The organism is Parabacteroides sp. An277 (assembly GCF_002159645.1).
Lineage (GTDB): Bacteria > Bacteroidota > Bacteroidia > Bacteroidales > Tannerellaceae > Parabacteroides.
In genome coordinates this window covers 70,923-96,698 of record NZ_NFJB01000013.1, presented here as the reverse complement: position 1 = coordinate 96,698, position 25,776 = coordinate 70,923, and the positions used below count along the sequence as shown (strand labels likewise).

The 25,776-nt window shown below is 50.0% G+C and carries 18 protein-coding genes and 2 pseudogenes; 7 read left to right on the top strand and 13 right to left on the bottom strand.

Annotated features, from left to right (window positions below; genetic code table 11):
• From B5F77_RS07070 to B5F77_RS07055, 4 genes and pseudogenes are all read right to left on the bottom strand, one after another.
• A pseudogene (locus B5F77_RS07070) lies at window positions 1-262 on the bottom strand (hypothetical protein); the annotation flags it as partial.
• 90 nt (window positions 263-352) lie between these two features.
• Window positions 353-1,547, bottom strand: a pseudogene (locus B5F77_RS07065) (primase-helicase family protein).
• Window positions 1,548-1,818: 271 nt separating this feature from the next.
• Entirely contained in the window at window positions 1,819-2,190 is a 372-nt protein-coding gene (locus tag B5F77_RS07060) for a hypothetical protein (RefSeq protein WP_087329377.1), read from the bottom strand.
• Window positions 2,187-3,416 (bottom strand): site-specific integrase, encoded by a 1,230-nt coding sequence (locus tag B5F77_RS07055; protein ID WP_087329375.1) that lies wholly within the window; start codon window positions 3,414-3,416, stop codon window positions 2,187-2,189. The genes B5F77_RS07060 and B5F77_RS07055 overlap by 4 nt, the downstream gene beginning before the upstream one ends.
• Before the next feature lie 301 nt (window positions 3,417-3,717).
• On the opposite strand from B5F77_RS07055, the gene B5F77_RS07050 reads away from it, so the two are divergent.
• The 3 genes from B5F77_RS07050 to trxB are packed head-to-tail and all read left to right on the top strand — an operon-like array spanning window position 3,718 to window position 7,825.
• Window positions 3,718-6,207, top strand: a complete 2,490-nt coding sequence (locus tag B5F77_RS07050; RefSeq protein ID WP_087329394.1) for a DNA translocase FtsK — start codon at window positions 3,718-3,720, stop codon at window positions 6,205-6,207.
• A 12-nt stretch (window positions 6,208-6,219) separates the two neighbouring features.
• Window positions 6,220-6,861, top strand: a complete 642-nt coding sequence (locus B5F77_RS07045; RefSeq protein WP_087329373.1) for a LolA-like putative outer membrane lipoprotein chaperone — start codon at window positions 6,220-6,222, stop codon at window positions 6,859-6,861.
• A 19-nt stretch (window positions 6,862-6,880) separates the two neighbouring features.
• Window positions 6,881-7,825, top strand: a complete 945-nt coding sequence (gene trxB, locus B5F77_RS07040; RefSeq protein WP_087329371.1) for a thioredoxin-disulfide reductase — start codon at window positions 6,881-6,883, stop codon at window positions 7,823-7,825.
• 267 nt (window positions 7,826-8,092) lie between these two features.
• On the opposite strand, the gene B5F77_RS07035 is transcribed toward trxB, so the two are convergent.
• Entirely contained in the window at window positions 8,093-10,096 is a 2,004-nt protein-coding gene (locus B5F77_RS07035) for an AAA family ATPase (RefSeq protein ID WP_087329392.1), read from the bottom strand.
• The gene (locus tag B5F77_RS07030) at window positions 10,081-11,127 is read right to left on the bottom strand and encodes an SPOR domain-containing protein (protein ID WP_087329369.1); all 1,047 of its coding nucleotides are present in this window, start codon (window positions 11,125-11,127) and stop codon (window positions 10,081-10,083) included. The genes B5F77_RS07035 and B5F77_RS07030 overlap by 16 nt, the downstream gene beginning before the upstream one ends.
• A gap of 198 nt (window positions 11,128-11,325) precedes the next feature.
• Here B5F77_RS07030 and cbiB point away from each other — a divergent pair, with 198 nt between their 5' ends.
• Window positions 11,326-12,270: an adenosylcobinamide-phosphate synthase CbiB gene (gene cbiB, locus B5F77_RS07025; RefSeq protein WP_087329367.1), complete on the top strand. Its 945-nt coding sequence runs from the start codon at window positions 11,326-11,328 to the stop codon at window positions 12,268-12,270.
• Here the strand turns inward: cbiB and B5F77_RS07020 are convergent.
• From B5F77_RS07020 to B5F77_RS07010, 3 genes are read right to left on the bottom strand one after another with little or no spacing between them, the layout of a single operon-like run.
• Window positions 12,253-12,951: a DNA alkylation repair protein gene (locus B5F77_RS07020; protein WP_087329365.1), complete on the bottom strand. Its 699-nt coding sequence runs from the start codon at window positions 12,949-12,951 to the stop codon at window positions 12,253-12,255. The two genes, cbiB and B5F77_RS07020, sit on opposite strands and share 18 nt — an antisense overlap.
• Before the next feature lies 1 nt (window position 12,952).
• Window positions 12,953-14,908 (bottom strand): dipeptidyl peptidase 3, encoded by a 1,956-nt coding sequence (locus B5F77_RS07015; RefSeq protein WP_239445756.1) that lies wholly within the window; start codon window positions 14,906-14,908, stop codon window positions 12,953-12,955.
• Between the two features lie 60 nt (window positions 14,909-14,968).
• Entirely contained in the window at window positions 14,969-17,278 is a 2,310-nt protein-coding gene (locus B5F77_RS07010) for a hypothetical protein (protein ID WP_087329361.1), read from the bottom strand.
• Window positions 17,279-17,897: 619 nt separating this feature from the next.
• Here B5F77_RS07010 and B5F77_RS07005 point away from each other — a divergent pair.
• Window positions 17,898-18,977, top strand: coding sequence for a DUF6261 family protein (locus tag B5F77_RS07005; protein ID WP_087329359.1), 1,080 nt, complete (start codon window positions 17,898-17,900; stop codon window positions 18,975-18,977).
• Window positions 18,978-19,400: 423 nt separating this feature from the next.
• Here the strand turns inward: B5F77_RS07005 and pfkA are convergent, their stop codons facing one another.
• From pfkA to porQ, 4 genes are all read right to left on the bottom strand, one after another.
• Window positions 19,401-20,381 (bottom strand): 6-phosphofructokinase, encoded by a 981-nt coding sequence (gene pfkA / locus B5F77_RS06995; RefSeq protein WP_087329356.1) that lies wholly within the window; start codon window positions 20,379-20,381, stop codon window positions 19,401-19,403.
• Between the two features lie 48 nt (window positions 20,382-20,429).
• Window positions 20,430-21,302, bottom strand: coding sequence for a 4-hydroxy-3-methylbut-2-enyl diphosphate reductase (locus B5F77_RS06990; protein WP_087329354.1), 873 nt, complete (start codon window positions 21,300-21,302; stop codon window positions 20,430-20,432).
• A gap of 81 nt (window positions 21,303-21,383) precedes the next feature.
• Complete coding sequence (gene cmk / locus B5F77_RS06985; RefSeq protein ID WP_087329390.1) at window positions 21,384-22,082, bottom strand: (d)CMP kinase; 699 nt, start codon at window positions 22,080-22,082, stop codon at window positions 21,384-21,386.
• Window positions 22,083-22,094: 12 nt separating this feature from the next.
• Window positions 22,095-23,093: a type IX secretion system protein PorQ gene (gene porQ, locus B5F77_RS06980; RefSeq protein WP_087329388.1), complete on the bottom strand. Its 999-nt coding sequence runs from the start codon at window positions 23,091-23,093 to the stop codon at window positions 22,095-22,097.
• Between the two features lie 342 nt (window positions 23,094-23,435).
• On the opposite strand from porQ, the gene B5F77_RS06975 reads away from it, so the two are divergent.
• Entirely contained in the window at window positions 23,436-25,223 is a 1,788-nt protein-coding gene (locus tag B5F77_RS06975; RefSeq protein WP_087329352.1) for an aminopeptidase P family protein, read from the top strand.
• A 17-nt stretch (window positions 25,224-25,240) separates the two neighbouring features.
• A complete protein-coding gene (locus B5F77_RS06970) occupies window positions 25,241-25,762 on the top strand; it encodes a gamma carbonic anhydrase family protein (protein ID WP_087329350.1) in 522 nt (173 codons plus the stop codon).
• Window positions 25,763-25,776 lie beyond the last annotated feature (14 nt).

Sequence of the window (25,776 nt, the reverse complement as noted above, 5' to 3'; positions counted from 1 at the left end):
GGTTGCTTTTTCTTTTCGCCAGCGACATCGGCTTTCCCTTGTCGGTCGGCAGGACGGAAGTCCGTCCGACCAGCCTACGGATGGCGATATTCACCTTTGTTGCTTTCCCTGCGGACTTGTTGAAGGGTGAAATTCCGATGAATTGATGATTGGATAGTCTAATATACTGACAGCTAATGCAATAACCTTTCATCAGCGTTTCATCAAACCGCTCGCCAAAAGAAAAGCGATGAGCGGCGTTGTGTTGCCTTTCTCTTTTCATCAGCCCAATCCTTTTGTTGAGCGTTTGATGAGAATGTAAGTCGCTGTCATTCTTTATGTTTATATATGCTTTCATCATTTCATCAAAATATCAGAGTGTTTCCAACTGTTCCTTACTTACCGTATAGTAGCGTCCAATCCTCCTTACGGGTGAGTAACGGCACTCGGCGGTTGTAGTCGTATTGGTAGGTGGTGTAGGAAAGCGAATTGGATGCAGGAGCCAGCTTCCAACACTCCTGCACCACTTTCCGAACCTGTGACTTCTCCACCTTGACTTGTGAGCAGACGAGCAACGGGATGATGTCATTGAGGCAAAAAGAAACAGACTCAACATTCATGTTTGCCATGATGTCGAGCAACAGTTCTCCCATCTCTATCTCCAAACGGTTACGGTTGCTTCGAATAATCTTCCGCAGGGCATCCGTCTCCAGTAGCTTCGGATTGAACCACATACGGCTTTCCTTCTCGGTGGATGGCTGTCTGTGTTGCAGGAAATGGAGAAAAGTGGGTATCTCCGCTTTCAGCTTTTGCAGGAAGTCAGTATCGTCATTCTGTAACGGCACAATCTTCCGCACCCAATATCGTGTCTCCCCTGCGTCAATAATGACGGGCAGATGTTCGTTGTTGGAGCAAAGCACGAACTTTGCAAAGAAGCCTATCTCGTCACGGTCTTTGCCTTTCGCCTCCACCTTGTAGGAAAGTGTGGTGCTGAGGTTCTTCAATCGCTCGCTGTCCTCACGGCGGTTGAGCAGCACTTCGTCCACCATGATGAGCAGTTTGCCCGCCCAATCTGAATTAAACTGACTGCGGAAATCCTCGTTGGTGTTGAACGTCACGTTGTTTTGGAATACGGCTTTCAGGAAGTTCAGGAACGTGCTTTTGCCCGTGTTCCTCTCTTCGGACACGAGCAACAGGATGGGCAGCTTCTGAATGGGATAGAGATAGAGCAGTTGCAGATAGTCCATGCCAAACTCATATTGTTCGCCGAAGATGTGTTCCACCAATGAGCGGATGCAGGGGAAGTCGCCCTCCTGCGGCTGGTGGTTTATCGGCTCGTAGAGGTTGAGGAATTTGCCGACCACGGGTTTGTAGCCCACATGGTCGGGTACGGTGCAGAAGCCGTCATACTTCGGAACACTTGCCATGTAGTCCTTGCCGTAGTCCTGCCGCAGTGTCTCGGAGTTCCATGCGATGCGCTTCCTCACATAGCCGCCGTCAATTCGGGGCTGGTCCACAATTTTGTAGAGCGTTGTGCCTACACGGATAAATTCTTCTTTCTTTTCCATGTTTCAAATATAGGTTTTAGTGCCGCCGACACCTTGTCGGCAGGCGGGTTGAACATGGGTGCAAAGCTACGGAATGACGGTTAAAACCTTGATACGTAAAACGATGCAGAACGGCGCAAAAGAAACCGACGGATAAGAAAATGCAGTAAGATGGGCAATATCAGTCATCAAAAGGCGAAAAGAAAAAGCCCGAAGAAGCGGAAAATGGTACTTCTTCGGGCAGACTTGGATTGTGTGAGTGCATGGGCGTAGTGACACGCAACCGCACTCGCTAACACTTACACGATATGCTGTTACCTAACGAAAGCCAAAGCATTTGTCTGTCTTTTCGCAAGCACAGCCTTTCCAGCAAGACATTACGCACTCTTGCGGCATTGGATGTGTTGATACGGAAAGCCAGTGCCATTACCATTGGCAGCGCATACACTTCCAAATAATAACCGTTTGGCAGCCTGATGCGCCTTTCCACTTTGCAAGATTGCAACACTCCGCTCCTATACACGGCTCGGACGGCGGCACGGAGTGTCGGGGCGATTACATCAAACAGCGTTACCAACTCCATTTCGCTCATCCACACATTGGCTATATCGGACGGTACGGCAACCCTGCCACTTCCGTCCATCATGATTGTTGCCCGTTTCATATCCCTGCCACCTTGATGTTGCCGAATGACTTGCTCAACTTGTCGCCCAGCATCGTGAGGTCGTTATCCAGCTTCTCCACGGTTATCTTCGCATAGATTTGGGTCGTTTCGATGTTCGTATGTCCCAAAATGCGGCTTACGCTCTCTATCGGCATACCCTTGCAGAGAGCCAGGGTTGCGAATCCATGACGTGAGTAATGGAAGCTGATGTCCTTATTCACGCCGCATTCCCGTATCATCTTCTTCAACGGCTTGCAGATTGACCAATAGTTCAGATTGGGGAATACGAAGTCGTTTTCTTGGAACGGTCGGTAACGCTCGATTATCTGCAAGGGGATGTCCAGCAGCTTTACTTGGAAAGGTACGCCCGTCTTGTGACGCTTGGAGATAATCCACTTCTCGCCGTTTACCTCCACGATTCGGTCGTTGGTCAGTTCCTTGATGTCCACGAAAGAAAGGGCGGTGAAACTCGCAAACACGAACAGGTCACGGATATATGCCAGTTTCGGATCTGAGAACTCGTGCGTCATCACCGCCTTCAACTCATCCTCCGTCAGAAACTCACGCTCCTTGACATTCGGGCTGATGTGGAATTGCGCAAACGGGTTTCTCGGTATCAGTCCGTTGAAGTGCGCACGCATCACCACGCCTTTCAGCCACATGCACTTTTCCCATATCGTGCCGTTGCGTAATCCCGCTTCCGTGGCGAGATAGACCGCAAACTCCTTGATGAAGTCGGGAGTAAGTTCCAGCATAGACATATCGCTACGCTTGTAGAACGACTTGATGAATGCCGCCACATAGTTCCTTGCCACTACCCTTGACTGATAGGTCGCCATTTTCCTGTCCTTGCCGACACGTTTCTTGAACACCTCGTTCTCACGGTCGAAGGCTTTGAGCAGCGTTTCATACTCGCTGCCTATGCCCTGATAGGCGTTGCGCACCATCTCTGCCGTCACAAACGCCTCACGGTCGGAAATGCGCTGGTAGTGCTTGATGATTTGCGCCTTGATGTTGTCAAGCGCAAGGTTCGTTTCCCTTGCCTCCAAACTCTTGCCCTTGGCACGGTTGCCCTTTGCGTCCCAAAGCTCCTTTGCGATGCTCCGTTTGCAACTGAACTGCGCCACCGTCCCGTTGATTGTAACCCGTCCCATGATGGGGACAATTCCGTTCTTCTCCTTGCTGCCGTTCGCATAGAACAGCACGCGAAATGTGCTCCTTGTCATACTCGTTCTTTTTTGGTTGCAAAACTATAAATCAACGAGTTAAACCTTGACAAGCAAACCTACGCAGAGCGGCGCAAACGGAACGGTGACTGTTAAATCTGCATTTCTGACGGGTAACGAATAGGAAACCGTTCTCTTTCTCCAATCCGCTTTGAAACGCTATTCAGCCCTCTATCCAACTTCCGCGATTTTCTTCTAACTGCTTAATTCCCAATTTCAAATTAGCATTTCTGCCGAAATTTGTCGAATATTCCATAGATTTTCCGTAAGTTTGCAGACCGAAATGAATTTATCTCAAGAAATGGTAAAAAAGAGTACAAATAAACCAGACACAATGCAAAAACCGGGAATAGGAACCATCATAAAAGGTTTCTTCACGCATGAACGCACTCGCTTCATCACCGGGCTTGTTATCTCTATACTAACAATTTATGTGGGGCTCGCGCTCCTGTCATTCTTTTTCACGGGGGCGGCAGACCAGAGCAAGGTGGAAAATGTATCAGTCGGGGATTTGCTGGCCAACAAAGGATCTGTCGAGAACTGGACTGGCGTACGCGGCGCATTCATTGCCGATTGGCTAATGAACCGGCTATTTGGTGTATCGTCGTTCATGATGATTTATTTCTTCGGTTCGCTGGGGGCAAGGCTGATGAGCATAAAGCGAATCAACCTTCTGAACCGCTTCATCTTTTGCCTCTCAACCCTGATTTGGGGCTCGTGGGCTTTAGCCTTTTTCTTTATCGACGGATATAAGGATACCTTCCTTTATTTAGGCGGACAACAAGGATATTACGTCACGGAAGTTCTGAAAGACAATATCGGTATTCCGGGTACTTTCCTCCTGCTACTCGGTTTTTTCCTGATTATCGCTATCTTCTCGAGTAAGCGGACGATACCGTTCTTGCAACGTGTCCTCTCGTTCAGCTGGTTGGGAAAAATACATCTAAGAAGAAAGAAGAAAGAAGAAACCATCCCTGCAAACGAACCGGAAGCCACTCCTGAACCAACGTTCGTTGCTCCGGCCTCTCCTGAAAGCGAATATGTATTTGATACAGAAGAAGAGATAAAAAAAGCGGAAGAAGAGGCCACCCAAGAAAAGAAAAAAGAAAAAGAAATCGAGCCGATGCCCGAAATCCCAGAGACAGAACCGGAACAGCCTATGCCTACGCCGACTCCTGCTCCCCAAGAAACAAAAGGAGAAGAGACGAAAAACGATAGCATCATCATCACGAGACCAGAAGGCGATGAAACGGATTATTCGGGAGAAGGGCTGGGCGATTACGATCCGCGTCTTGACCTCTCGAAGTATGTCTTTCCGACACTTGATTTGCTCGACCCGCATGACCAGGGGAACGTGGAAGTCAGCCTCGAAGACTTGAAGGCGAACCAGCAACAAATCCGCCAAGTGCTCGACGAGTTCAGCATCAAGATTGCTTCTATTAAAGCGACCGTAGGACCTACCGTGACGCTCTACGAGATTGTGCCCGAAGCCGGTATCCGCATCGCCAAGATTAAAACACTGGAAGACGATATCGCCTTAAAGCTCGCGGCACTGAATATCCGCATTATCGCCCCGATTCCAGGAAAAGGGACAATCGGCATTGAGGTGCCAAACAAGAATCCGCAAGTGGTATCGATGCAATCGGTCATCGCTTCGAAGAAATTTCAGGAATGCAAATATGATTTGCCCGTCGCAATGGGTAAAACCATTACGAACGAAGTCTATATGTTCGACCTCTGTAAAGCGCCTCATCTGCTGGTGGCCGGCGCAACAGGACAAGGAAAGTCTGTGGGGTTGAACGCGATTATCACCTCTTTATTATATAAGAAACATCCATCGGAGCTGAAGTTCGTGATGGTGGACCCGAAGATGGTCGAATTCAGCATCTATTCGAAAATCGAACGGCATTACTTGGCGAAACTGCCCGACGCCGACAACCCGATTGTCACAGAACCGGCAGACGCGGTAGCTACACTTAATTCGTTAGTTATTGAGATGGAGAACCGCTACCAACTCTTGGTGAAAGCCAATACACGAAACATCAAAGAGTATAACACGAAATTCATCTCTCGCCAATTAAATCCGGAGAACGGGCATCGTTTCCTGCCCTATATCGTAGCTATTGTGGATGAATTTGCCGACTTGATTGCTACGTCCGGACGGGAAATCGAACTCCCTATCTCGCGCATCGCTGCGAAAGCACGTGCCGTCGGTATCCACATGATATTGGCCACGCAACGCCCGGATACGAAAGTCATCACTGGAACCATCAAAGGGAATTTCCCCAGCCGCATTGCTTTCAAGGTAGCGTCGATGGTCGATTCGCGTACCATTTTGGATGCGCCGGGAGCGAACCGCTTGATTGGCCGAGGCGATATGTTGATTGCGATTAGCGGATACGACACGGTTCGCGTGCAATGTGCTTTTGTCGATACGCCAGAAGTCGAGCACATCGTAGATTATATTGGCGAACAAGTAGCTTATCCAACGGCTTACCAACTTCCTGAATATTCGGCAGAAGAGAGTGAAGGAGGCGGACATGGCAACGTGGTCGACCTCTCGGACCGCGACCCGCTTTTCGACGAGGCTGCTCGTTTGATTGTCATCCAGCAACAAGGCTCTACGTCGCTCATCCAGCGCAAATTTTCAATCGGATATAATCGCGCAGGACGCCTCATGGACCAACTGGAAGCCGCCGGCGTGGTGGGTCCTTCGGAAGGAAGCAAGGCGCGACAAGTCTTGATTCCGGATGAATATACGTTAGAACAATTCTTAAACGACCTCAAATAAAACAGAAAGAAGATGAAACAAGCAATATATCTGATGCTGCTCCTCGTCGGATGGCTCCCGACAACTGCATTGGCCCAAAATGCCGACGAAATCTTGAAACAAGCAGCTGAAATGTATGCACAATCGAACGGAATCCAGGCACATTTCTCGCTCCACACGACGATTCCCCAGCAGGGCGTCTCGGAAAGTTTCGAGGGCATTATTTACATGCACGACGACCAATTCAAACTCGAAACGCCGGATATGACGACGTGGTACGACGGGACGACGCAATGGACTTACCTCCCGCGTACCGAAGAGGTGAACATCACCACGCCCAGCGGCGACGAACTGCAAACTACCAATCCGGCCGTCCTGCTCCACACTTATCAGAACGGATTCAAGGCAAAATATATCGGGACAAGCACCACGCGCCAAGCTAAGACGGCCTACGATATCGAGCTAACTCCCAAACGGAAGAGCGATATCCAATCCGTCGCCCTTCAAGTAGAAAAGCTCACGCACGTCCCGGTTTCGTTTACCATCACTGATAAGAACGGGGCGACGTATGCCATCGTCATCAGCGAATGGAAAACCCAGCTGAACCAGCCGGACCGTTTCTTCACCTTCCCGGAAGCAGACTATCCGGATGCTGAAATAGTTGATTTAAGATAAACTTTTACATACTATTAATATTATGAGTACAATAAACGAAAAAGTCCGTTGCCTCATCATCGGCTCCGGACCTGCGGGATATACAGCAGCTATTTATGCTTCGCGCGCCAACCTCGCGCCGGTTTTATACGAAGGAATACAACCTGGCGGACAATTGACTACCACGACGGAAGTCGAAAACTTCCCCGGCTATCCGGAAGGTGTGACGGGTCCGCAATTGATGGAAGACCTCAAAAAGCAGGCCGAACGCTTCGGCGCCGACATCCGCATGGGTATCGCTACAGCTGCCGACCTCTCGGCTTCGCCCTATAAAATCACCATCGACGGGGAAAAGACGATTGAAACGGAAACGCTGATTATCTGTACAGGCGCAACGGCCAAATACCTCGGTCTGGCCGACGAGGCAAAATATGCCGGCATGGGCGTCTCGGCTTGTGCCACATGCGACGGGTTCTTCTATCGGAAAAAGCGCGTAGCGGTCGTGGGAGGCGGCGACACGGCGTGCGAGGAAGCACTCTATCTGGCGGGCCTCGCGAAGCAGGTCTACCTCATCGTCCGCAAGCCCTATTTGCGTGCCTCCAAGGTGATGCAAGAACGGGTCTTCCACACACCGAACATCGAAGTGCTCTTCGAACATAACACCGTCGGGCTCTTTGGCGAGAACGGCGTCGAAGGCGCGCACCTGGTGAAACGCCTCGGTGAACCCGATGAAGAAAAGGTAGACATCGCTATCGACGGTTTCTTCCTGGCAATCGGCCACAAACCCAATTCCGACATCTTCAAACCCTGGCTCGAAACAGACGAAGTGGGCTACATTAAAACCCTCGACGGCACACCGCGCACGAAGATTCCGGGTGTTTTTGCCGCAGGCGATGTAGCCGACCCGCAATATCGGCAAGCGATTACGGCGGCCGCCAGCGGCTGCAAGGCTGCGATTGAAGCCGAACGCTTCCTGCTCCATTAAAACCAGCCGTCAGCATCTAAGAAATAGGCTGCGATATAGTCCCTGCTCACGGGGAACTGTATCGCAGCCTTGATATTTCATCTCTGTCCGCTTGGGACTATATCGCAACACGGAAATTTCATCCCTGTCCGCTTGGGACTATATCGCAGCACGGAAATTTCATCCCTGTCCGCCTGGTACTATATCGCAACACGGAAATTTCATCCCTATCCGCTTGGGACTATATTGTAGCACGGAAATTTCATCCCTATCCGCTTGGGACTATAATTACTTTTTCTTTTTCTTTCGCAAAGTCTCAGCCAAATGAGCGTGATAGCGCGCCAGGCGCTCATCGCCCGTGAGCTGAAAAAGTTCGGATAGATAATCATGCGTAGGCGCATGGTCCTCTTTCAATTGGGAAGCCTTCAGAAAATCCAGCAAAGCCTCGTCGTAATGTTTCAATTGATAAAAGCATTTCGCCCGGTTATAGCGCGCCTTGAAAGATTGCGGTTGGAGCGAGACGGCGTGGTTGAAACACTTCTGCGCCTCGTATGTCTCCCCCAAATCGAAGAGCGTGACACCCTTGCGTACCCACGCATCCACATAATCCGGGGAGAGCTTCAACGCCTTCTCGAACGAACGAAGGGCGGCCTGCGCGTCGTGCGCTTTCGTGATACACTCATTTCCCATCAAATAATATTCGTGCGCAAATTCGCGGAGATTTTCCCGCATCTGGTGTAATTCGGATTGCAACGCCTTGATTTTTTCCTGTTGCGACTGGAAATGCTGTAATTTCTGGCGAATCAGGCGTTGGACAAGCGGATTACCTAATTCGTTCCGCTTCTGTACGGCAGCCGCAAACGATTCGACGGCGCCCCGCATATCACGCTTGTCGAACGAACGAGCTGCACGCACATACAGCACCTCGGCTTCGCTCTCACGCAAACTCTGCTCTATCAGACGATGGTCGTTAAACTGGTGGCTAAAGGCGACAATCTCCTTGCGCACAAAGATATCGCGGGGCGAAATGCGGGATTTCAGAACAATGCCCTCCAACGAGGTACAACGGCTCAGCGCGACATACGTCTGCCCACCCGCAAAGACTCCACCTGCCAAATCAATCACCACACGGCTGAACGTCAGCCCTTGGCTCTTGTGCACCGTGATGGCCCACGCCAACTTGACAGGCAACTGTTCGAACGTCCCCACCACCTCCTCTTCGATGCGCTTCTCCGCCTCATTGTATTTATATTTATAATTACGCCACGAAGAAGGCTCGACCAGATGCTCCTTTCCATTCTCGAGGAGGACGTAGACTTTCCCATCATCCGTGATGCCAGAAACCATGCCGATGGTACCATTCACCCAACGCCGCTCGCGGTCATTCTCAATGAAAATCACCTGCGCTTGTTCTTTCAGCGAAAGTTTCAACGGAGTCGGCAGGGAGGATTCCGGGAAATCGCCCGTGATTTTGCCGGTAAACACAAATTCCTTGCCCGGCAGTTCTTCCAATTTACGTTCGTTGATGAAATTAACCTGGTCGCGACGCGTGGCTAAAGTGATATACATATCCTCATTCCGAGGCTCGAATTGCGGGAAATAGCGGCCATTCAACACGGCCAATTCCGCCTGTTGCGCCTCGTTCTTCCGAATCTTATCCAACACACCTATGAAGGCTGGGTCACGCTGCCGATATACCTTCTGCAACTCAATGGGTACAAGATGAATTTCTTGAAAGACACGCGCCGAAAAGAAAAAAGAATTAGGATAAAAGCGACTCAAGATATCCCGCTGATCGGACGGGACGACGGGTTCCAACTGAAACAAATCACCCACAAAGAGTAATTGTTTCCCGCCGAAAGGCATCCGCATATTACCCGAATAGACACGCAAGATGCGATCCACGCAATCGATTATATCCGCCCGCACCATCGAAATCTCGTCGATAATCACCAAATCCACATCGGCCAGCAATTTCCGATGCTGACGGCTGTATTTAAAGAACTCGAAGATCCGACCGTGCGAAAGACTGAGGTCCGGATCGTCGGGCAACATCGGACGGAAAGGCAACTTGAAGAACGAATGCAGCGTCACTCCTCCCGCATTAATGGCAGCAATGCCCGTAGGAGCCAACACCACATACTTCTTTTTCGTCGTCTTGCAAATATATTTCAAGAAGGTAGACTTTCCCGTTCCGGCTTTTCCCGTCAGAAATAGAGATTGCCGTGTGAACGTAATCAGTTGAAGCGCTTCCTGAAATTCCTTGTTATTTGTATCTATTTGGAAGCCCACGTGAATAGCCAAGCATCTTTATACTTAGGATTCTTCCGAAGTATCTGCTGATATTTTTCGGCTGCAACCTTATCTGAAAAGCGATCGGCATAAACGCGATACTTTCCTTTCGTCTGCAACACAGCCATTTTCGGACAATCCTTACGCCCTACTCCCGCCATGAATTGCTCTGCTTGCTCGCGAGATGCCAAACTGGCAATGACGATGTAATACCGTTTTTGTGGAGTTGCTTCAGTTGCCTGAATGACTTCCTGTTTCGGTGCTGGTTTCTCTATTTTCTTTTCAGCCTTAGGCTCTTCAGTCACAAAGGATGGTACCACTTCTGGTTCAGCTACTCTCGGGATAGGTTTTACAGCTTCCTGTTCCGTCTTTTGCTTACTCGCATTCAGCATCTCAGTAGGCACAAAACTGGCTGTATAGGCCGCACGATTAACCTCTTCAACCGATGTAGAAGCAGATAGAAACACAACAATCGCCACTACTGCAGCAGCCACCCAATGAACCAATCGACGATTGACAGGAATATAATACACATCCTGCCTTCTTTCTTTCTTTTCCTCTTCGACCGATACGGGATGTTCCAATACCAAAGGTTCAACGCTAAAAGCAGGCAAGCCAAACATCGAAGCGTTCAACCAATCCCCGTCGCGCGACGCCTCGAAGATAAGTTGCCCCTCTTCGCCTCGACGAAAAACGCCAATAGGTGTCATTTCCACCTTCCCCTCACGTGACAATTGGGCTTTCAATTCTGCTACATCGGCTTGTACCCATTGATAGGCCGTCCGATAATCCGTCGCCTCCGCCTGCCGGTACGACTCCACCAGCAAACCGTCGTTATGTTGCAATGTTTCATTAAATACCAATTCCTTATGAAGCGGCTCAAACCGATGTTCATCCGCCTTATACCAAGTCGGCGTCACCTGGAGTACAAATCCACCAAAGCCGGGAATAATCACGCAATCATGCACCGACAGCAATTGTTCGATATGTCTGATAATTCTAAGCATGACACAAAGATAAGGACTTCTCATTGGATTACAAAATCATTTCCCGACAAATGTCTTAAAATCTCGTTTATTTTGCCGCGGATATTAGGCATAAATGATTTCGTTTATGCCTAATTTCGTCGGCGTTTATGCCTATATTTTTTTCAGCATCCATACAAATGTTTTTTTACCCCCATTTTTTGTGTAAATTTGCTCCATTAAACAACAAAAAAGAAAGAACAAATGTGGATATTCAATATGCCGTTTTTAGCGCAAAAAACGCTGCCTTTTCTCTGGGGATGGCTGGGCGATAGGCTCTTGGGCGACCCTCCATCGTGGCCGCACCCGGTAATCTGGTTTGGGAAAGCTATTGCCTACGGCGAGAAGCATTGGAACCGGGGAAACGATCGCATCCTGAAAGGTGGCGCGTTTGCGGTCGGGTTAATCCTGGGTGTTTACCTATTGACCTGCGGGATACTATACTTTTCGGGCGTCATACATCCGTGGTTCCCACCGTTACTGACGGCTATCGGTGTATTTTATTTCCTATCAGGCAAGACGTTGATAACGGAAGTCAAAGCCGTATTCGAAGCTGTCGACCAAAGTACAGAGGCCGGACGGAAACAGGTTGCCCGCATCGTGGGACGAGATACCGCAACCCTTTCCCCCCAGGAGATTCGGACTGCTGCATTGGAAACATTGGCCGAAAATCTGAGTGATGGCGTCGTTGCACCTATGTTTTGGTTCCTGCTACTGGGACTTCCAGGCATGACGGCCTATAAAATGGTAAACACGCTGGATTCAATGATTGGTTATCGAACGGAACGTTACCGCGATTTTGGACGCATAGCGGCACGTATCGACGATTTCGCTAATTACATTCCAGCCAGACTGACCGCCTTCCTTATGCTCCTGGTTACCCGTCATTGGGACAAGCGCGATTTCCTCTTCCGCTACGGGCGAGCCCATGCCAGTCCGAATTCGGGTTATCCGGAAGCGGCTTTGGCTGCTATTTTAGATTGCCGCTTCGGAGGCACGCATGATTACTTTGGCGTGCCTGTCGAGAAACCCTATATCGGCACAAACGAACGGCTCTTCACTACTGAAGACATGTTACAAGCCATCCATGTGAATAACTTAGTCGAGCTGGCAATGGGTATCTTCGTTGCTTTAGGAACGGCTTTCTGATGAATCCTTATCCCATTCTTCAAACTCGAATTTCAGTTCTTCATAAAACTCCTGCTGTTCAGCCGTAGGTGATTCGGGATGAACGATTTCCAATACCTCATTCGCATGGACCGAAGACAAACGTCCGAAGAAACGCAGTGCCTGAACAGCAGCCCGCTTCTCACTCCACGGAATCTCTCGCCCGTCTTCTGGCTGCAATGTGCAGAAGCTTTCGCTCAAAAAGACCTCTTGGGAAGCAGGGTTCACCTCCTTTTTCCTTTTGTATAATTGCGCCCATAGCAGGAAACCCACCGTACGCGAGAAAGGCGATTCCGCGTCTGCAAGCAACGAAACCGCCAATGCATCCGCCTTCCCAAGCAAGGGCAACAAATTATTAGCCAATTGTTCCGCGATTTCCGGATACGGAATCTCAGCGACCCAACGCCGTGCCTCGTCGTGTGTCATCGCCTCCGGTGGGAAAAGCAACGTAGCCAGAATCTTCATCTCGCGTACATCCTCTTGCCATAGCGCACGCGCCAAGTCGGCATCCGGCGTATGCAAAGCAGCAATCTGTTTTATCTCGGGAAGCGGAACTCCAAATATCAACTTATAGTTCATCCCCTTCTCGCGCATACTATTGGCGATGATGCCATTCATCGCCAAGCGCAACTGTTTACGTATATTCCTGATTTCTTCTTCCATCTTACTTCAAATAAGAATAATCCCGGCTATAGCGAAGCATTTGCTCCACATAATTTTCCGTATAATCTAATTGAATATCGCGAATGGCGCCATCCTTATCTCTCTCTTCGTGCATGACCGGATTCACAAATCCTTTATAAGGAGAGAGATGCAACTTCTCGTAACGTTCCAACACCTCTTTATGCAAGTTGATGTCTATCTTTACGCCATATTTCTCGACTAATGCGCGACCGGCTGCGTAATCGCCTTCGCTCTTGATGCGCTGCACTTCCGCCAGGAGTTTTCCGAACAGCGCGCGGAGTTGCTCATAATCGTTTATCACCACATAAGTCTTTCCGTCGCGCTGTTTCAATTCGACCGCCTGTCCCGCTCCCTGTTCGAGTATCCAGCGAGCAATCAGTTGTCGGTTCCGCATGTGTGCCTCTTCCACCTCTTTACCCGGTTCGATGCGGACAAGCTGCGTCATCAGCCCATTCATCATATACTTATAATATTCCGCCTTGTAAGCCTCCGCGTCGGGCACCAAACCCAACTCTACCAGTTTCGCATCGGCCAGATAATAGAGTCCGAACAAATCCGCCCGTGCCTCTTCGAGTGTCGACGCATACGCCTTTAGCGCGTCCGGATCCGTGCCGGGAAGCAATTGCCCCGAACCATGCCCCAAGCATTCGTGCAAGTCCGTATGCAACACATCCGTAATAAAACCATACTGGCGAATCAACGCCCGTTCTGCATCGCTCCATACGAACTCCTCGCTGAACCCATTCCCTTGCGCCGCTTTATCGTAGGCTTCCATAATGTTCTCAATCGTCACCGACTTCGAACCGTGGTCGCGCCGAATCCAGTCCGCGTTCGGGAGGTTGATGCCGATGGGCGTCGAGGGATAGCAATCCCCACCCAACATCGTGACCGTAATCACCTTCGCGCTCACGCCCTTCACCTCCTTTTTCTTGAAACGCGCGTCGACGGGCGAATGGTCTTCAAACCATTGTGCATTTTCGCTGATGGTCTGCGTGCGGCGCGTGGCTTCTTCGTTGCGGAAATTCACGGTCGATTCCCAGCTCGCCTTCAGTCCCAACGCGTCGCCATAGGTCTCGATGAAACCATTCACGAAATCGACTTGTGATGCCGTATCTTCTACCCAAAGGATGGAATAGGCGTCGAACGTGCGAAGGTCGCCTGTCTGGTAATAATCTATCAGCTTGCAGATAATCTCTGCCTGTTTCTCGTTCTCGGCAAATGGCACAGCCTTTTCCAATTCTGCGACTATCCGCTCGATGGCCTCCGAATACAGGCCGCCCACTTTCCATACCTTCTCTTCCAAGCGTCCGTCCGTTTTCTCCAGGCGGCTGTTCAATCCGTATGAAATAGGCGTATCGCTCTTATCGGCTTCCTTTTTTTGATTGTAAAAGGCTTCGACTTCCGCCTGCGTCACGCCCTCGCCGTAATAATTGTTGGCTGAAGCTGCAATCCAATCCCGGTCCCCGCTCTGCACGGTCCGCTTGGGCAACACTTCTGGGTCGAACATCACAGGTTTCAAGCAGGCGAGCAGCGTCTCCACCGTTTCCCCCTCGGCCAATGGCAACTTACCGACCGGCAGCGCACGTACAGCCTCCTCGAAGAAAGCCTCCGAGAATCCCGGCACAAACTTATCTTCCGCATAATGATGATGGATGCCATTGGCAAACCACACCCGCTTCAGATACACCTCGAACGCGCGGAAATCATCCGTCGTCCGGTCTCCCGCATAGTGCAGGTAAATCGCCTCCAACGTCCGGCGAACCCGTAAGTTATAACGACAATTCTGGTCATATAAAATATCACGCCCCATCAACGCCGCCTCCGACAGATGATAAAGCAATTGCTTTTGCCTCAACGACAACTCCTCGAATCCCGGCACCTGGTAGCGCAGGACTTGGATGTCGGCAAATTGGTCCACTACATACTTAAAATCCATATTCATCAATCTTCTCTAAAAAGTGGCGGCAAATATAACGAATAAAACAAACATATATCCCTACCGCACCTCAAATTCTTCTTCCCCGGAAAAGATTTGTTTGTCTGGCGTAATGACATCCCATAGCAACCGGTACCGGCCCGGCTGCAGTGGTGCACAAAGAGAGAGCTTCGCTTGTCGTTTGTTGGTCGAGAGGCCGAAGGGATAAATCGTCTGCCCCTTTTCCTCCTTCGATTCGGGCGTCCCGTACATCGTCTCGATAAGGATGGCGCCGGAAGGCGTCCCGTAGACAGCGCAGCGCGTATCCGTCGGCTTGATTAATTCGATGGAACGGATATCGCCGGCACTCCAATCCAAAATGTAGTCGATATTACCCATTTGTAGTTCGCCGTCTACTATCACTTGCAGCCTCCGCGCGCTACTGCCTCCTTGCGCATGGAAACCTTCGAAGCGGATGGATTTCCATTCAATCGTGGTCTCGCCATATTCGCGGGAGGAAACCATTTGGTCTGTCACGCGGTTGGAAGTAAATAATTCATCACGTGCCTGCAATTCTTTCAAGGTGCCTTGAAGCGCTCCGGCTCCACTGCCGCTCCCATTCCGGGTGATTTGGATGGCTGGGAAACGGCCCAGCATCGAGCGGACGCTCATCGAGCCGTATTTCTCCAGCTCTTCCCGTTCGATGTAGTTCGTCGGCATCCGGCTGATTTCCTTCAGGTCGACGGGGCGGCGCGATTGGACGGTTATCTTGTCGATTTGATAGACTTTCTGATTGTTTTCGTCTACGCTATAGCGCAAGCTCGTATCTCCTGTGGCAACCTCTTCTCTTTCGGGCAACGAAAAGCGATGCGGAATAACTACCGCCGGGAAGGGAAGTTCCTCTATCTCGAACCCGCAATCCTGCGCCTTTCCCTTGCTGTTTTTGGCCATCAGGCGAAACGCGCTCCCGGTGGGGTAATCATCTACCGTTATGGTAAATTTCCCTTCCTTGTCTATCGCGCCGGAATAGAACATCTGCGCTTTCTTGTCGTGCACGTCCAGCAGCCCCGGACCGAACGGTTTCCCCTTTCTGTCCACCGCTTTCCCCGAAATCAGTATAATATCTTCTATATAATACGGATATTTCATCTCGCCCGCCAAGTAACGTTTCAGCGGAAAGCGGACGAAGCGCGCCGTGCAGAGCCAATTGTCCAAATCTCCCGTCAGCTCTTTCCATTCATGGGCTTCTAAGAAAGGGAAACGTACCGGTGAAAACACATCGTTCGCGAAATGCAACGCTTCCGTAGCTTGTGTCGCCAGCAAATCATCCCTGGGAACAATCCGGGCAAACACGCGTGCGTTGTCTGTTTCCTCTATATTATAATGTATAGGCTCGTGGGACAAATAAGCTGTTTTCTCCATTTGGCAGATGGGTTGCTTTTCCATTTGTGCATCGTCGGCCAGCCACAGGATACGTTCGCTCAAGACGTTTTGCGTTGAATCCGTCAGGAATAACGTCAAACAGCCGCTCGCGAATCCTTCCAAACTCATCACGGCCATTTTTTGCTTCGCATTTATCGGAATCTCCAGCACGCCTTTGTCTGCCTGATAAAGATAAAGCCGGTAATCCGCCTTCGCGCTTGTCGATAAGATTTTACACATGAGCCTGTTCCGGTTCACCATCGCCTGCAAAGTCGTCTCGCCCCGTTCGGCTTCCACGGGGAGCAGAAAGTCGCGCCCCTCGTGCGGGATTTGCAATCGGTACGTCTCGCCTGGCTGCGGCATGAACGTCAATCGGCCCAGACCCGCTGCCGTTGTGGCCATATTCCGCGCCACCGTGTCGTTCCGATTGTTCAGCAAAAACATCCGCTCCGCTTCGATGGGGAAACCATCCGCATCCGTCACGTAAATAGCTGTGTTTTGCAGGAAACCGTTCACCCATCTTCCGCCTTCCGGAAAGGCTTGAACCTGCAACGCGCGCCCCTCCGACCTCCGGGGCAATGGCACGCCCATCAAGAAGGGCACGACGGTATGGCTCTCCGTCGCAAAGTTTTGCATCCAGCGCGTATATCCCCGCAGGTAATACACGCCCGGCTCCCATTCAAACTGCGTCGGCAATTCGGTGCAAAAATATCCCGTCGAATCGCACGCCACTTTTTGCCGTGCCAACAAGGAATCTCGCACGTCGATGCACTCCAGATACACATAACGGCTAAGCGGAGCAAAAGAGGAATCGGCTGCCCGCAACTGCCCCTCGACCCACAACGTGTCGCCCGGCACGCAACTCTCCTTCTCTGGAGCCAGGAAAAGGCGTTCGGTGTAAAGGGATTGCGCCTCGCCCGCTTGCAGGCAGAGCACATTTATCATGAGAAGTAGGAAAAAACGCTTCATACTCTTTTTGTTTTTTAGTTAAACGATAAATGTGTTACAAAATTAGGGGAATAAATTTAGAAATGAAACGAATATACCGCTTTTCTACGCCTATTTTTCTATATTCTTTCTGTAAGAAAAATCTTCAAAAATAGTATTTCCAAACTATTATACTGCTGCATAAAAGAAGAATCATTGATTCTTGTCTGTCGCAATACTGCATGAAGATAGAATCATTAATTCTTGTCTGTCGCAATACTGCATGAAGATAGAATCATTGATTCTTATCTGTCGCAATATTGCATGAAGATAGAATCATTGATTCTTGTCTGTCGCAATACTGTACGAAGATAGAATCATTGATTCTTGTCTGTCTCAATATTGCATGAAGATAGAATCATTGATTCTTATCTGTCGCAATACTGCATGAAGATAGAATCATTGATTCTTATCTTTCGCAATATTGCATGAAGATAGAATCATTGATTCTTATCTGTTGCAATATTGCATGAAGATAGAATCATTGATTCTTGTCTGTTACAGCGCTGTATGAAGATAGAATCATTGATTCTTTGGATTTAAAGATTAGCTTCACAAAAAAAATTGTAACTTTGGGGTATAATCAAGAAAAATATAAAGTATGGTTGATTTAATTGATTCTATTGGACTTGAACGGTTGAATAATGGCGCGCATTATGCGTACCATGCTAACACGCTGGCGCAGGTGAAAGCCAATGCGACCATTAATGAACATTGCGCAAAGGTGCTTATGCCCTATGATGCAGCCTTTTTGGTTGAGGATGAGGCGTTGAAGACTTCACGGAAGAGTTTCTTGACGGATGAAATCAAGAAAAATGATGATTTGCGCGATACCTTATATATAAGCTACAAGCAGATGGTGGCTAAAATGCTGGGCATCGCGATTCCGGAGATGGCAGAAGCTGCCAAAGTATTAAACCAACACATTAAGGATTACCACATTAATACGCGAGCACAGTTGGATAAGGAAACTGGTTTGCTGAAGAATTTCATCGCTGACTTGGAGGACAAATATGCGGAACAAGTGGAGGCGCTGAGCCTGACCTCCGTCGTAACGCAACTGAAAACGGCCAACGATAAGGTGAATGACCTCATCCAGCAGCGGGCAGACGAATATGCGGCGCGGACGGTGGGCGCCATGAAGCAGGCGAGGCTGAAGGTCGACGAGGCGTATCGCAATCTGATGCTGGTGATTAACGCCTACATGCTCATGGAAGACGACAACGAGGATTACATCGCGTTTGCCAAGCATCAGAACGAGGAAATCAAACGCATCAAGCAACAAGTGTTAGGCCAGAAACCCAATACAAAACCAGACGAGGGTGGCGACGAACCGACCCCCGAACCCGTCACGCCCGAAATCACTGCTGTCTACCAAAAAGAGGGAGGCGACCCGGAGAATCCGAACCGCATCGAGCGAGGCAAGCAAACTGGCGTAAACTATAAAGGCTTCACGCTGAAAGGTGCGGACGGCACGCTGGAGCACGTCATCGGGCTTGTCAATGATCAGGATTACATCGAATGGATCAAAGCCGCGACCATCAGCAACGTCACAGAGACCAGTTGCGAATTTACGATGGTACCAGACTTAACGGAAGGTCAATATAAAGTCCGTATCGAAACCTACGATGGCGGCAGCCCGCTGGTGGTGGAATATCCGGAGCCCATCACGTTGTGGTAATTGTCAATTGACAATGGACAATTGACAATTAATATGCTTGTAGGGGCGGATTGAATCCGCCCTATTTTTTTGCCCGCCCTTTTTGTGCCCCATTGTTTTCCATAAATAACCGTTGGAACGCAGAGAAGGGCGGAAGCATTCCGCCCCTACGAACGGGGGAAATTGTCCATTGTCAATTATCCATTATTACGAAACCGGCCTAACGGAAGAGGCGTAAAGCCCATTCCGGGGCGGAGCGTGAAGAAATCTCGGCTGTTTGAGCGAAGCGAGTTTTCCGAGATTTCAGCGGAGCAGCGAGAATGGGTAGCCTCTGGAGTGTAAGCCTTGATTTTTTGGTTCTTTTTGATCAAGCAAAAAGAACGAAAAAAGCCGCCGGGAAACTCCCGAACGGCTTTATTCATTATGAAAAAAAATATTAGGTTTTTAAATAGAAGAGATGCGCAACGCATTCAGCAAGTCGCGGTTGATAGGCTTGTTGTTCTTGATAGCCTTCGAGAACGGCACGTTCACGATTTCGTCGTTCTGGATACCAATCATCACGTTCCGCTGCCCATCAAGCAACGCATCCACGGCAGCCACACCCATGCGAGTCGCGAGGATACGGTCTTGAGCCGAAGGCGAACCACCGCGCTGCAAATGGCCAAGGATAGAGACGCGCACTTCAAACTGCGGATACTCCTTCTTCACGCGTTCAGCCACGCCCATAGCGCCGCCCGTCACGTCACTTTCAGCCACCAGCACGATACTACTGTTCTTCGATTTGCGGAAACCTGTCTCGATCATCTCCGCCAATTGGTCCTTCTCCAACGAAATTTCCGGGATAATCGCCGCCTCTGCGCCCGACGCAATCGCGCCGTTGAGTGCCAGGAAGCCCGCATCGCGTCCCATGACTTCGATAAAGAACAAACGCTCGTGGGAAGTAGCCGTATCACGGATTTTATCGACACACTCCATGATGGTATTCAAGGCTGTATCGTATCCAATCGTCACGTCGGTACCCCACAGGTCATTGTCGATGGTACCCGGCAGACCGACAATCGGCATATTAAACTCTTCCGCGAAGATACGTGCCCCGGTCAGCGAACCATCCCCGCCGATAACGACGAGCGAATCAATCCCATGTTCGCACAATTTATCATAGGCTTGCTTACGCCCCTCCGGAGTCTTGAATTCCATGCAACGGGCCGTCTTCAGAATCGTTCCGCCCCGCTGAATGATGTTACTCACGTTCTGAGTTTTGAACTCCTCGATTTCATCGGTAATCATTCCTTTGTAACCGCGGTAAATTCCTTTTACTCGGATTCCACTATAAATTGCAGCACGTGTCACGGCACGGATGGCTGCATTCATTCCCGGAGCATCGCCCCCGGAAGTCAAAATACCAACACACTTTATTGCAGGCATAAAATTCTTGTTTTAAAGTTCGAGACAAAAGTAATATTTATTTGCCAATTATCCATTAATCTGCCGAATTTTCTCTGCAATCTTTTCCATCAGCCATTTCGGCGTGGAAGTCGCGCCACAGACACCGACGCGCCGGACCTCTTTCGCAAGCGGTTCGGTAATCTCCTCTTCCGAAGAAATAAACTGGCTATGCGGATTGGCTTTCCGGCATTCTTCGAAAAGCATCCGCCCGTTCGAGCTTTTCTTCCCGGCTACGAAATAAACCCAATCATGCGCCAGGGCAAACTTCTGGATATTCGGCAAACGGTTGGCCACTTGGCGGCAGATGGTATCATGATAATCAAACTGGACACCTTCGCCCAACCGCTTTTCGATTTCCGCCACAATCGAACGGAAACCATCCAAAGACTTGGTTGTTTGCGAGAAGAGACTGATATTGCGCGAGAAATCCAAGCGGTCCAAATCATCTGCCTTTTCTACGACAATCGCCGTGCCGTCGGTCTGCCCTACCAAACCATTCACTTCGGCATGGCCCTTTTTCCCATAAATCACGATTTGTGTATGGCTTCCGCGCGTCTCTTGATAGCAATGATGGATTTTCTTCTGCAATTGGAGCACGACGGGGCAGGTCGCATCGACAATCTGAATCCGGTTCCGTTCCGCCGTCTCGTATGTCGAAGGTGGTTCGCCATGCGCACGGAGCAACACCTTCTGCCCTTCGAGGCGGGCAAACTCCGCGTGGTCTATCGTGCGCAAGCCCAGCGCCTCCAGCCGCTCTACTTCCAGACTATTATGCACAATATCCCCCAAGCAATAGAGCGTATCCGTATTCTTCAATTCACGCTCGGCACTGCTGATGGCATTCACCACGCCAAAGCAAAAGCCCGAACTGTTATCTATTTCGACAATCACGTTGTTCAATTAAAAATTAAAAGGTAAAAAGTAAAAAAACGGAAGGCTCCGCTTTTTTTACACTCTGCACCAATGGTTCATTATTCATTTTTAATTGTTCATTTTTAATTGTACCTGCCGCATGAGCCACGCCTTTTGTGCGGCCAACGTCATGTGGGAATTATCCAGCACGAGAGCGTCGGGAGCTTGGCGGAGCGGACTTTCAGCGCGGGTTGAATCGATATAATCGCGTTTCTTCACATTCTCCAATACTTCGTCGTAGGAAACGGTTTCGCCCTTCGCCTGGAGCTCGTCCAACCGACGCTGGGCACGCACTTCCGGCGAAGCGGTGACAAAGAATTTCAACTCCGCATCCGGAAAGACAGCCGTGCCAATATCGCGCCCGTCCATCACGATTCCTTTCTCCTTCCCCATCGCCTGTTGCTTTTCGACCATGGCCCGGCGCACAAAACCCAAGGCAGCAATGGGACTGACCCAATCAGACACCTCCATGCCCCGAATCTCGCGCTCTACCTTTTCTCCGTTCAGATACGTATCTGGCCGGCCGGCCTCCGCGTTGAATTGGAAAGAGATGTGGATATCGGGCAAGGCCGCCTCCAACGCCGCCTCGTCGATTTTTCCATCGCGAATCAACCCTTTCCGGAGCGCATAAAGCGTAACAGCCCGATACATCGCGCCCGTATCAATATACACATAGCCCAGCTCGCGAGCCAAATCTTTTGCCATCGTACTCTTACCGCTCGAAGAGTGGCCATCGATGGCGATTACTATCTTTTTCTGCTTATTCATAATCATTCCTCATCATAATTTAAAATCGGAGAAACGCACGGCCACGTTCATCATCAGCGACATGGCTGAAGGATGATATTTCGCCACCGAAACGCCGACATCAAACATCTTGATATGCAAACCCGCACCTGCCGAGAAGCCCGACAAGAAGCTGCCTCCTTCCCGTTTCATGTCCATGCCCCGCTTGGGGTTATAGCCCACGCCAACCCAGAAGTTTTCGGATGGCAACCAATCGACACCCACCACAAAATGCTTCAGCAACGCTTGCCCAAAACTGTCACCGTCGTATGTATCGTCGTTCGCATCCACATAGTCGAATTTCCATTTATTCAGATACATCGCCGTCAGCGAAAGACGAATCGGCGCATGTGCCATTTGCTTCGAGATACCCAGTTGGATGTCCCACGGCATCTTCTGCCGTTCTTCATGATAGGCTTTGAGCTGTGCGCCGATATTCTTCAAGGTGAACCCGAACGAAAATTTCTTTTCCGAATCGTAATAACTCAGTCCTGCGTCGACACCCAACCCGAACGAGGAAAAATCCGCCATGGCCGAATAGAGCAACTTAAGCGACACGCCGCCGCGCCACTTCTCGCTCAAATCATACGCAAAGAAACCTTGCACGTTGATATCCTTGGCCGAAGCATCACCTATGTATACGTTCTCTTCCGAATATTCCTCGATTTTTCCATAACTGAAGAAGCTCGCACCCACACCCCATGCGCCTTTGTCCTTAAAAGCCTTGGTGTAAATAGCACTTCCTACATTGATATCCGAGATATAATTCATATACGTCAGGTTCAACATATTGTCCATCTCACCGCCCAAGAGCGCCGGATTGTGGAACCCCAACGACGGGTCGGTCTCGACAAGCGATACGGTATGTCCACCCAATGCCGCGGCGTGCGTCGACGTCGGGAGCAGCAAAAAACTATACGCCTCGTCACCTACCTGCGCCCGCGCCGCTATTGCCAGCACGCACATATACATAATGTATAGGTATTTTCTCATCATCTTTTCCAAAAAACGGGTTCAAAGTTACTGATTTCCTCTAAACAGAACGGAGAAATGGACAAAAAAGTATATCGCCCGCTTGAATAATGCGTTTGGGAGCTTCCATCTGTCCTTCGCGGCCATGCCAATGTCCTTCTTCCCCATCCGAAAGTACTTTTTTACCTTGATTCACCCCTGAAATGAATTGAAAAGGATGCGGAAACGCATGAAGAAGGGAAACAAGCCCCGGAAAGAGGCTTCAATGACTCTCTTCACGCCCCAGCGGTCTTTTTCGCAAGGAAAAATAGGGTGGTTTCGACAAAATGCGTATCTTTGTGCGTCTCATAAAATAGAAATGCAATGAAAACACGAATCGAAGAACGCCTTTCCGCCTTGCGGGAAGAAATGAAAAAGAACGATACAGCGGCGTACGTCATCCCGACCGCCGATCCGCACATGAGTGAATATCCCGCAGCTTGCTGGAAATACAGAGAATGGATTTCGGGCTTCACCGGCTCGGCTGGTACCGTTGTCGTGACCGCAGATAAAGCGGGACTTTGGACGGACTCGCGCTATTTCCTCCAGGCTGAGATGCAGCTCGAAGGGACGGGCATCGACCTTTTCCGTCTCAAAATGCCAGATACTCCCTCCATCGGAGAATTCCTGTTGGACGAACTCGACCCACATGCGCAGGTAGGCGTCGATGGCGAAACAATGAGCCAGACCGAGGTAGAGAACCTTTCACACGTGTTGGGGCGGGGGCGGATTTACCTGCGGACAGATATCAACCTCTTGGATGCGCTCTGGACAGACCGTCCGGCTATTCCCGATGCTCCTATCTTTGAAATGCCGGTCGAGTTTAGTGGAAAATCTACGGAAGATAAACTGACAGACATCCATCTTGCGCTTCACAAAGCAGGAGCAGATTGCACGGTGCTCTCGGCGCTTGATGAAGTAGCATGGACATGCAATATCCGTGGGACGGACGTAGCCTACAACCCTGTTGCCATCGCCTATCTGTTTGTCTCGAACAACGAAAATGTCCTCTTTATCCATCCGAAGAAAGTACCGGAAGAAATGGCTCGACAGCTTCAAAAGGAGGGCGTTATCCTGGCCGATTATACGAAATTGTATGATTACCTGAAGAAATTGCCGGACAAGACGCGCATCCTTCTTGACCCGAACCACACCAACGCGGCGATTTTCGGCCATCTGCCTGAAAAGGTAAAATGGATAGAAGGTACCTCTCCTGCCAATAAATTGAAAGCCATTAAGAACGAAACGGAGCTAAACGGATTCCATGCGGCGGTCGTGCGGGATGGCGTGGCGCTTACAAAGTTCTATTATTGGCTGGAGACCTCTCTGCAGGCGGGAGAAACCATCACAGAACTGGACGCCAGCCGGAAATTGTCGGCCCTCCGCTCCGAACAACCCTATTATTTGATGGACAGCTTCGAGAGCATCTCGGCTTATGCGGCCCACGGTGCCATCGTGCATTATGCCGCCACGCCTGAGACCAATGCCACATTAAAGCCCGAAGGACTCTACTTGCTTGATAGCGGAGCGCAATATATGGACGGTACAACCGACATCACTCGCACCATCGCCTTGGGCGAACCAACCGAGCAGATGCGTAAAGACTTCACGCGCGTATTGAAAGGAACCATTAGTCTCGCGAAAAGCAAATTCCCGGCTGGGACGCGTGGCAGTCAGCTCGATATCTTGGCTCGTAAAGCTTTGTGGGATGCCGGGTTGAATTTTCTGCACGGGACAGGACATGGCATTGGGCATTGTCTTAACGTGCATGAAGGACCGCAAAGCATCCGTATGGAAGAGAATCCGACGGTGCTTGAACCGGGCATGGTCACGAGCGACGAACCGGGACTTTATCGTGCTGGAGAATATGGCATCCGGACCGAGAATATGATTGTTACACGGGAAGACAGCGAGACGGAGTTCGGCCGCTTCCTCCACATGGAGACACTCACGCTTTGTTATATCGATACGCGACTGATTATCGTCTCGATGCTTTCGGCGCGCGAACATGCTTGGTTGAATAAATATCACCAGGAAGTATACGAGAAACTGGCACCGTCCCTCTCCGACGACGAACGGGAATGGCTCCGCATGAAAACAAGGGAAATCTAATATAAAACAAAGAGAATATGGCTTTGATAAAATCAGTAAGAGGCTTTACGCCCCAGATAGGCGCGAACACCTTCTTGGCCGATAATGCGACCATCATTGGCGATGTCGTCATAGGCGAAGGATGCAGTATCTGGTTTGGGACGGTCATTCGCGGCGACGTGAATTCCATCCGCATCGGGAATGGCGTCAATATCCAAGATGGTTCGGTCCTGCATACGCTCTACGAGAAATCAGTCATCGAGATTGGCGATGATGTCTCCATTGGGCACAACGTTACCATCCACGGGGCAAAGATTGAACACGGAGCGTTGATTGGCATGGGCGCCGTCGTCATGGACCACGCGGTCGTGGGTGAAGGTGCCATCGTCGCAGCCGGGTCGGTGGTATTAAGCAAAACCATCATCGAACCGGGCAGCATCTATGCCGGCGTACCGGCTAAGTTTGTGAAGAAGGTCGACCCGGAGCAATCCAAAGAGATAAACCAGAAAATCGCTAAAAATTACCACATGTATGCTTCTTGGTACGGTGGCACCCAATGAAAACGAAAACAACA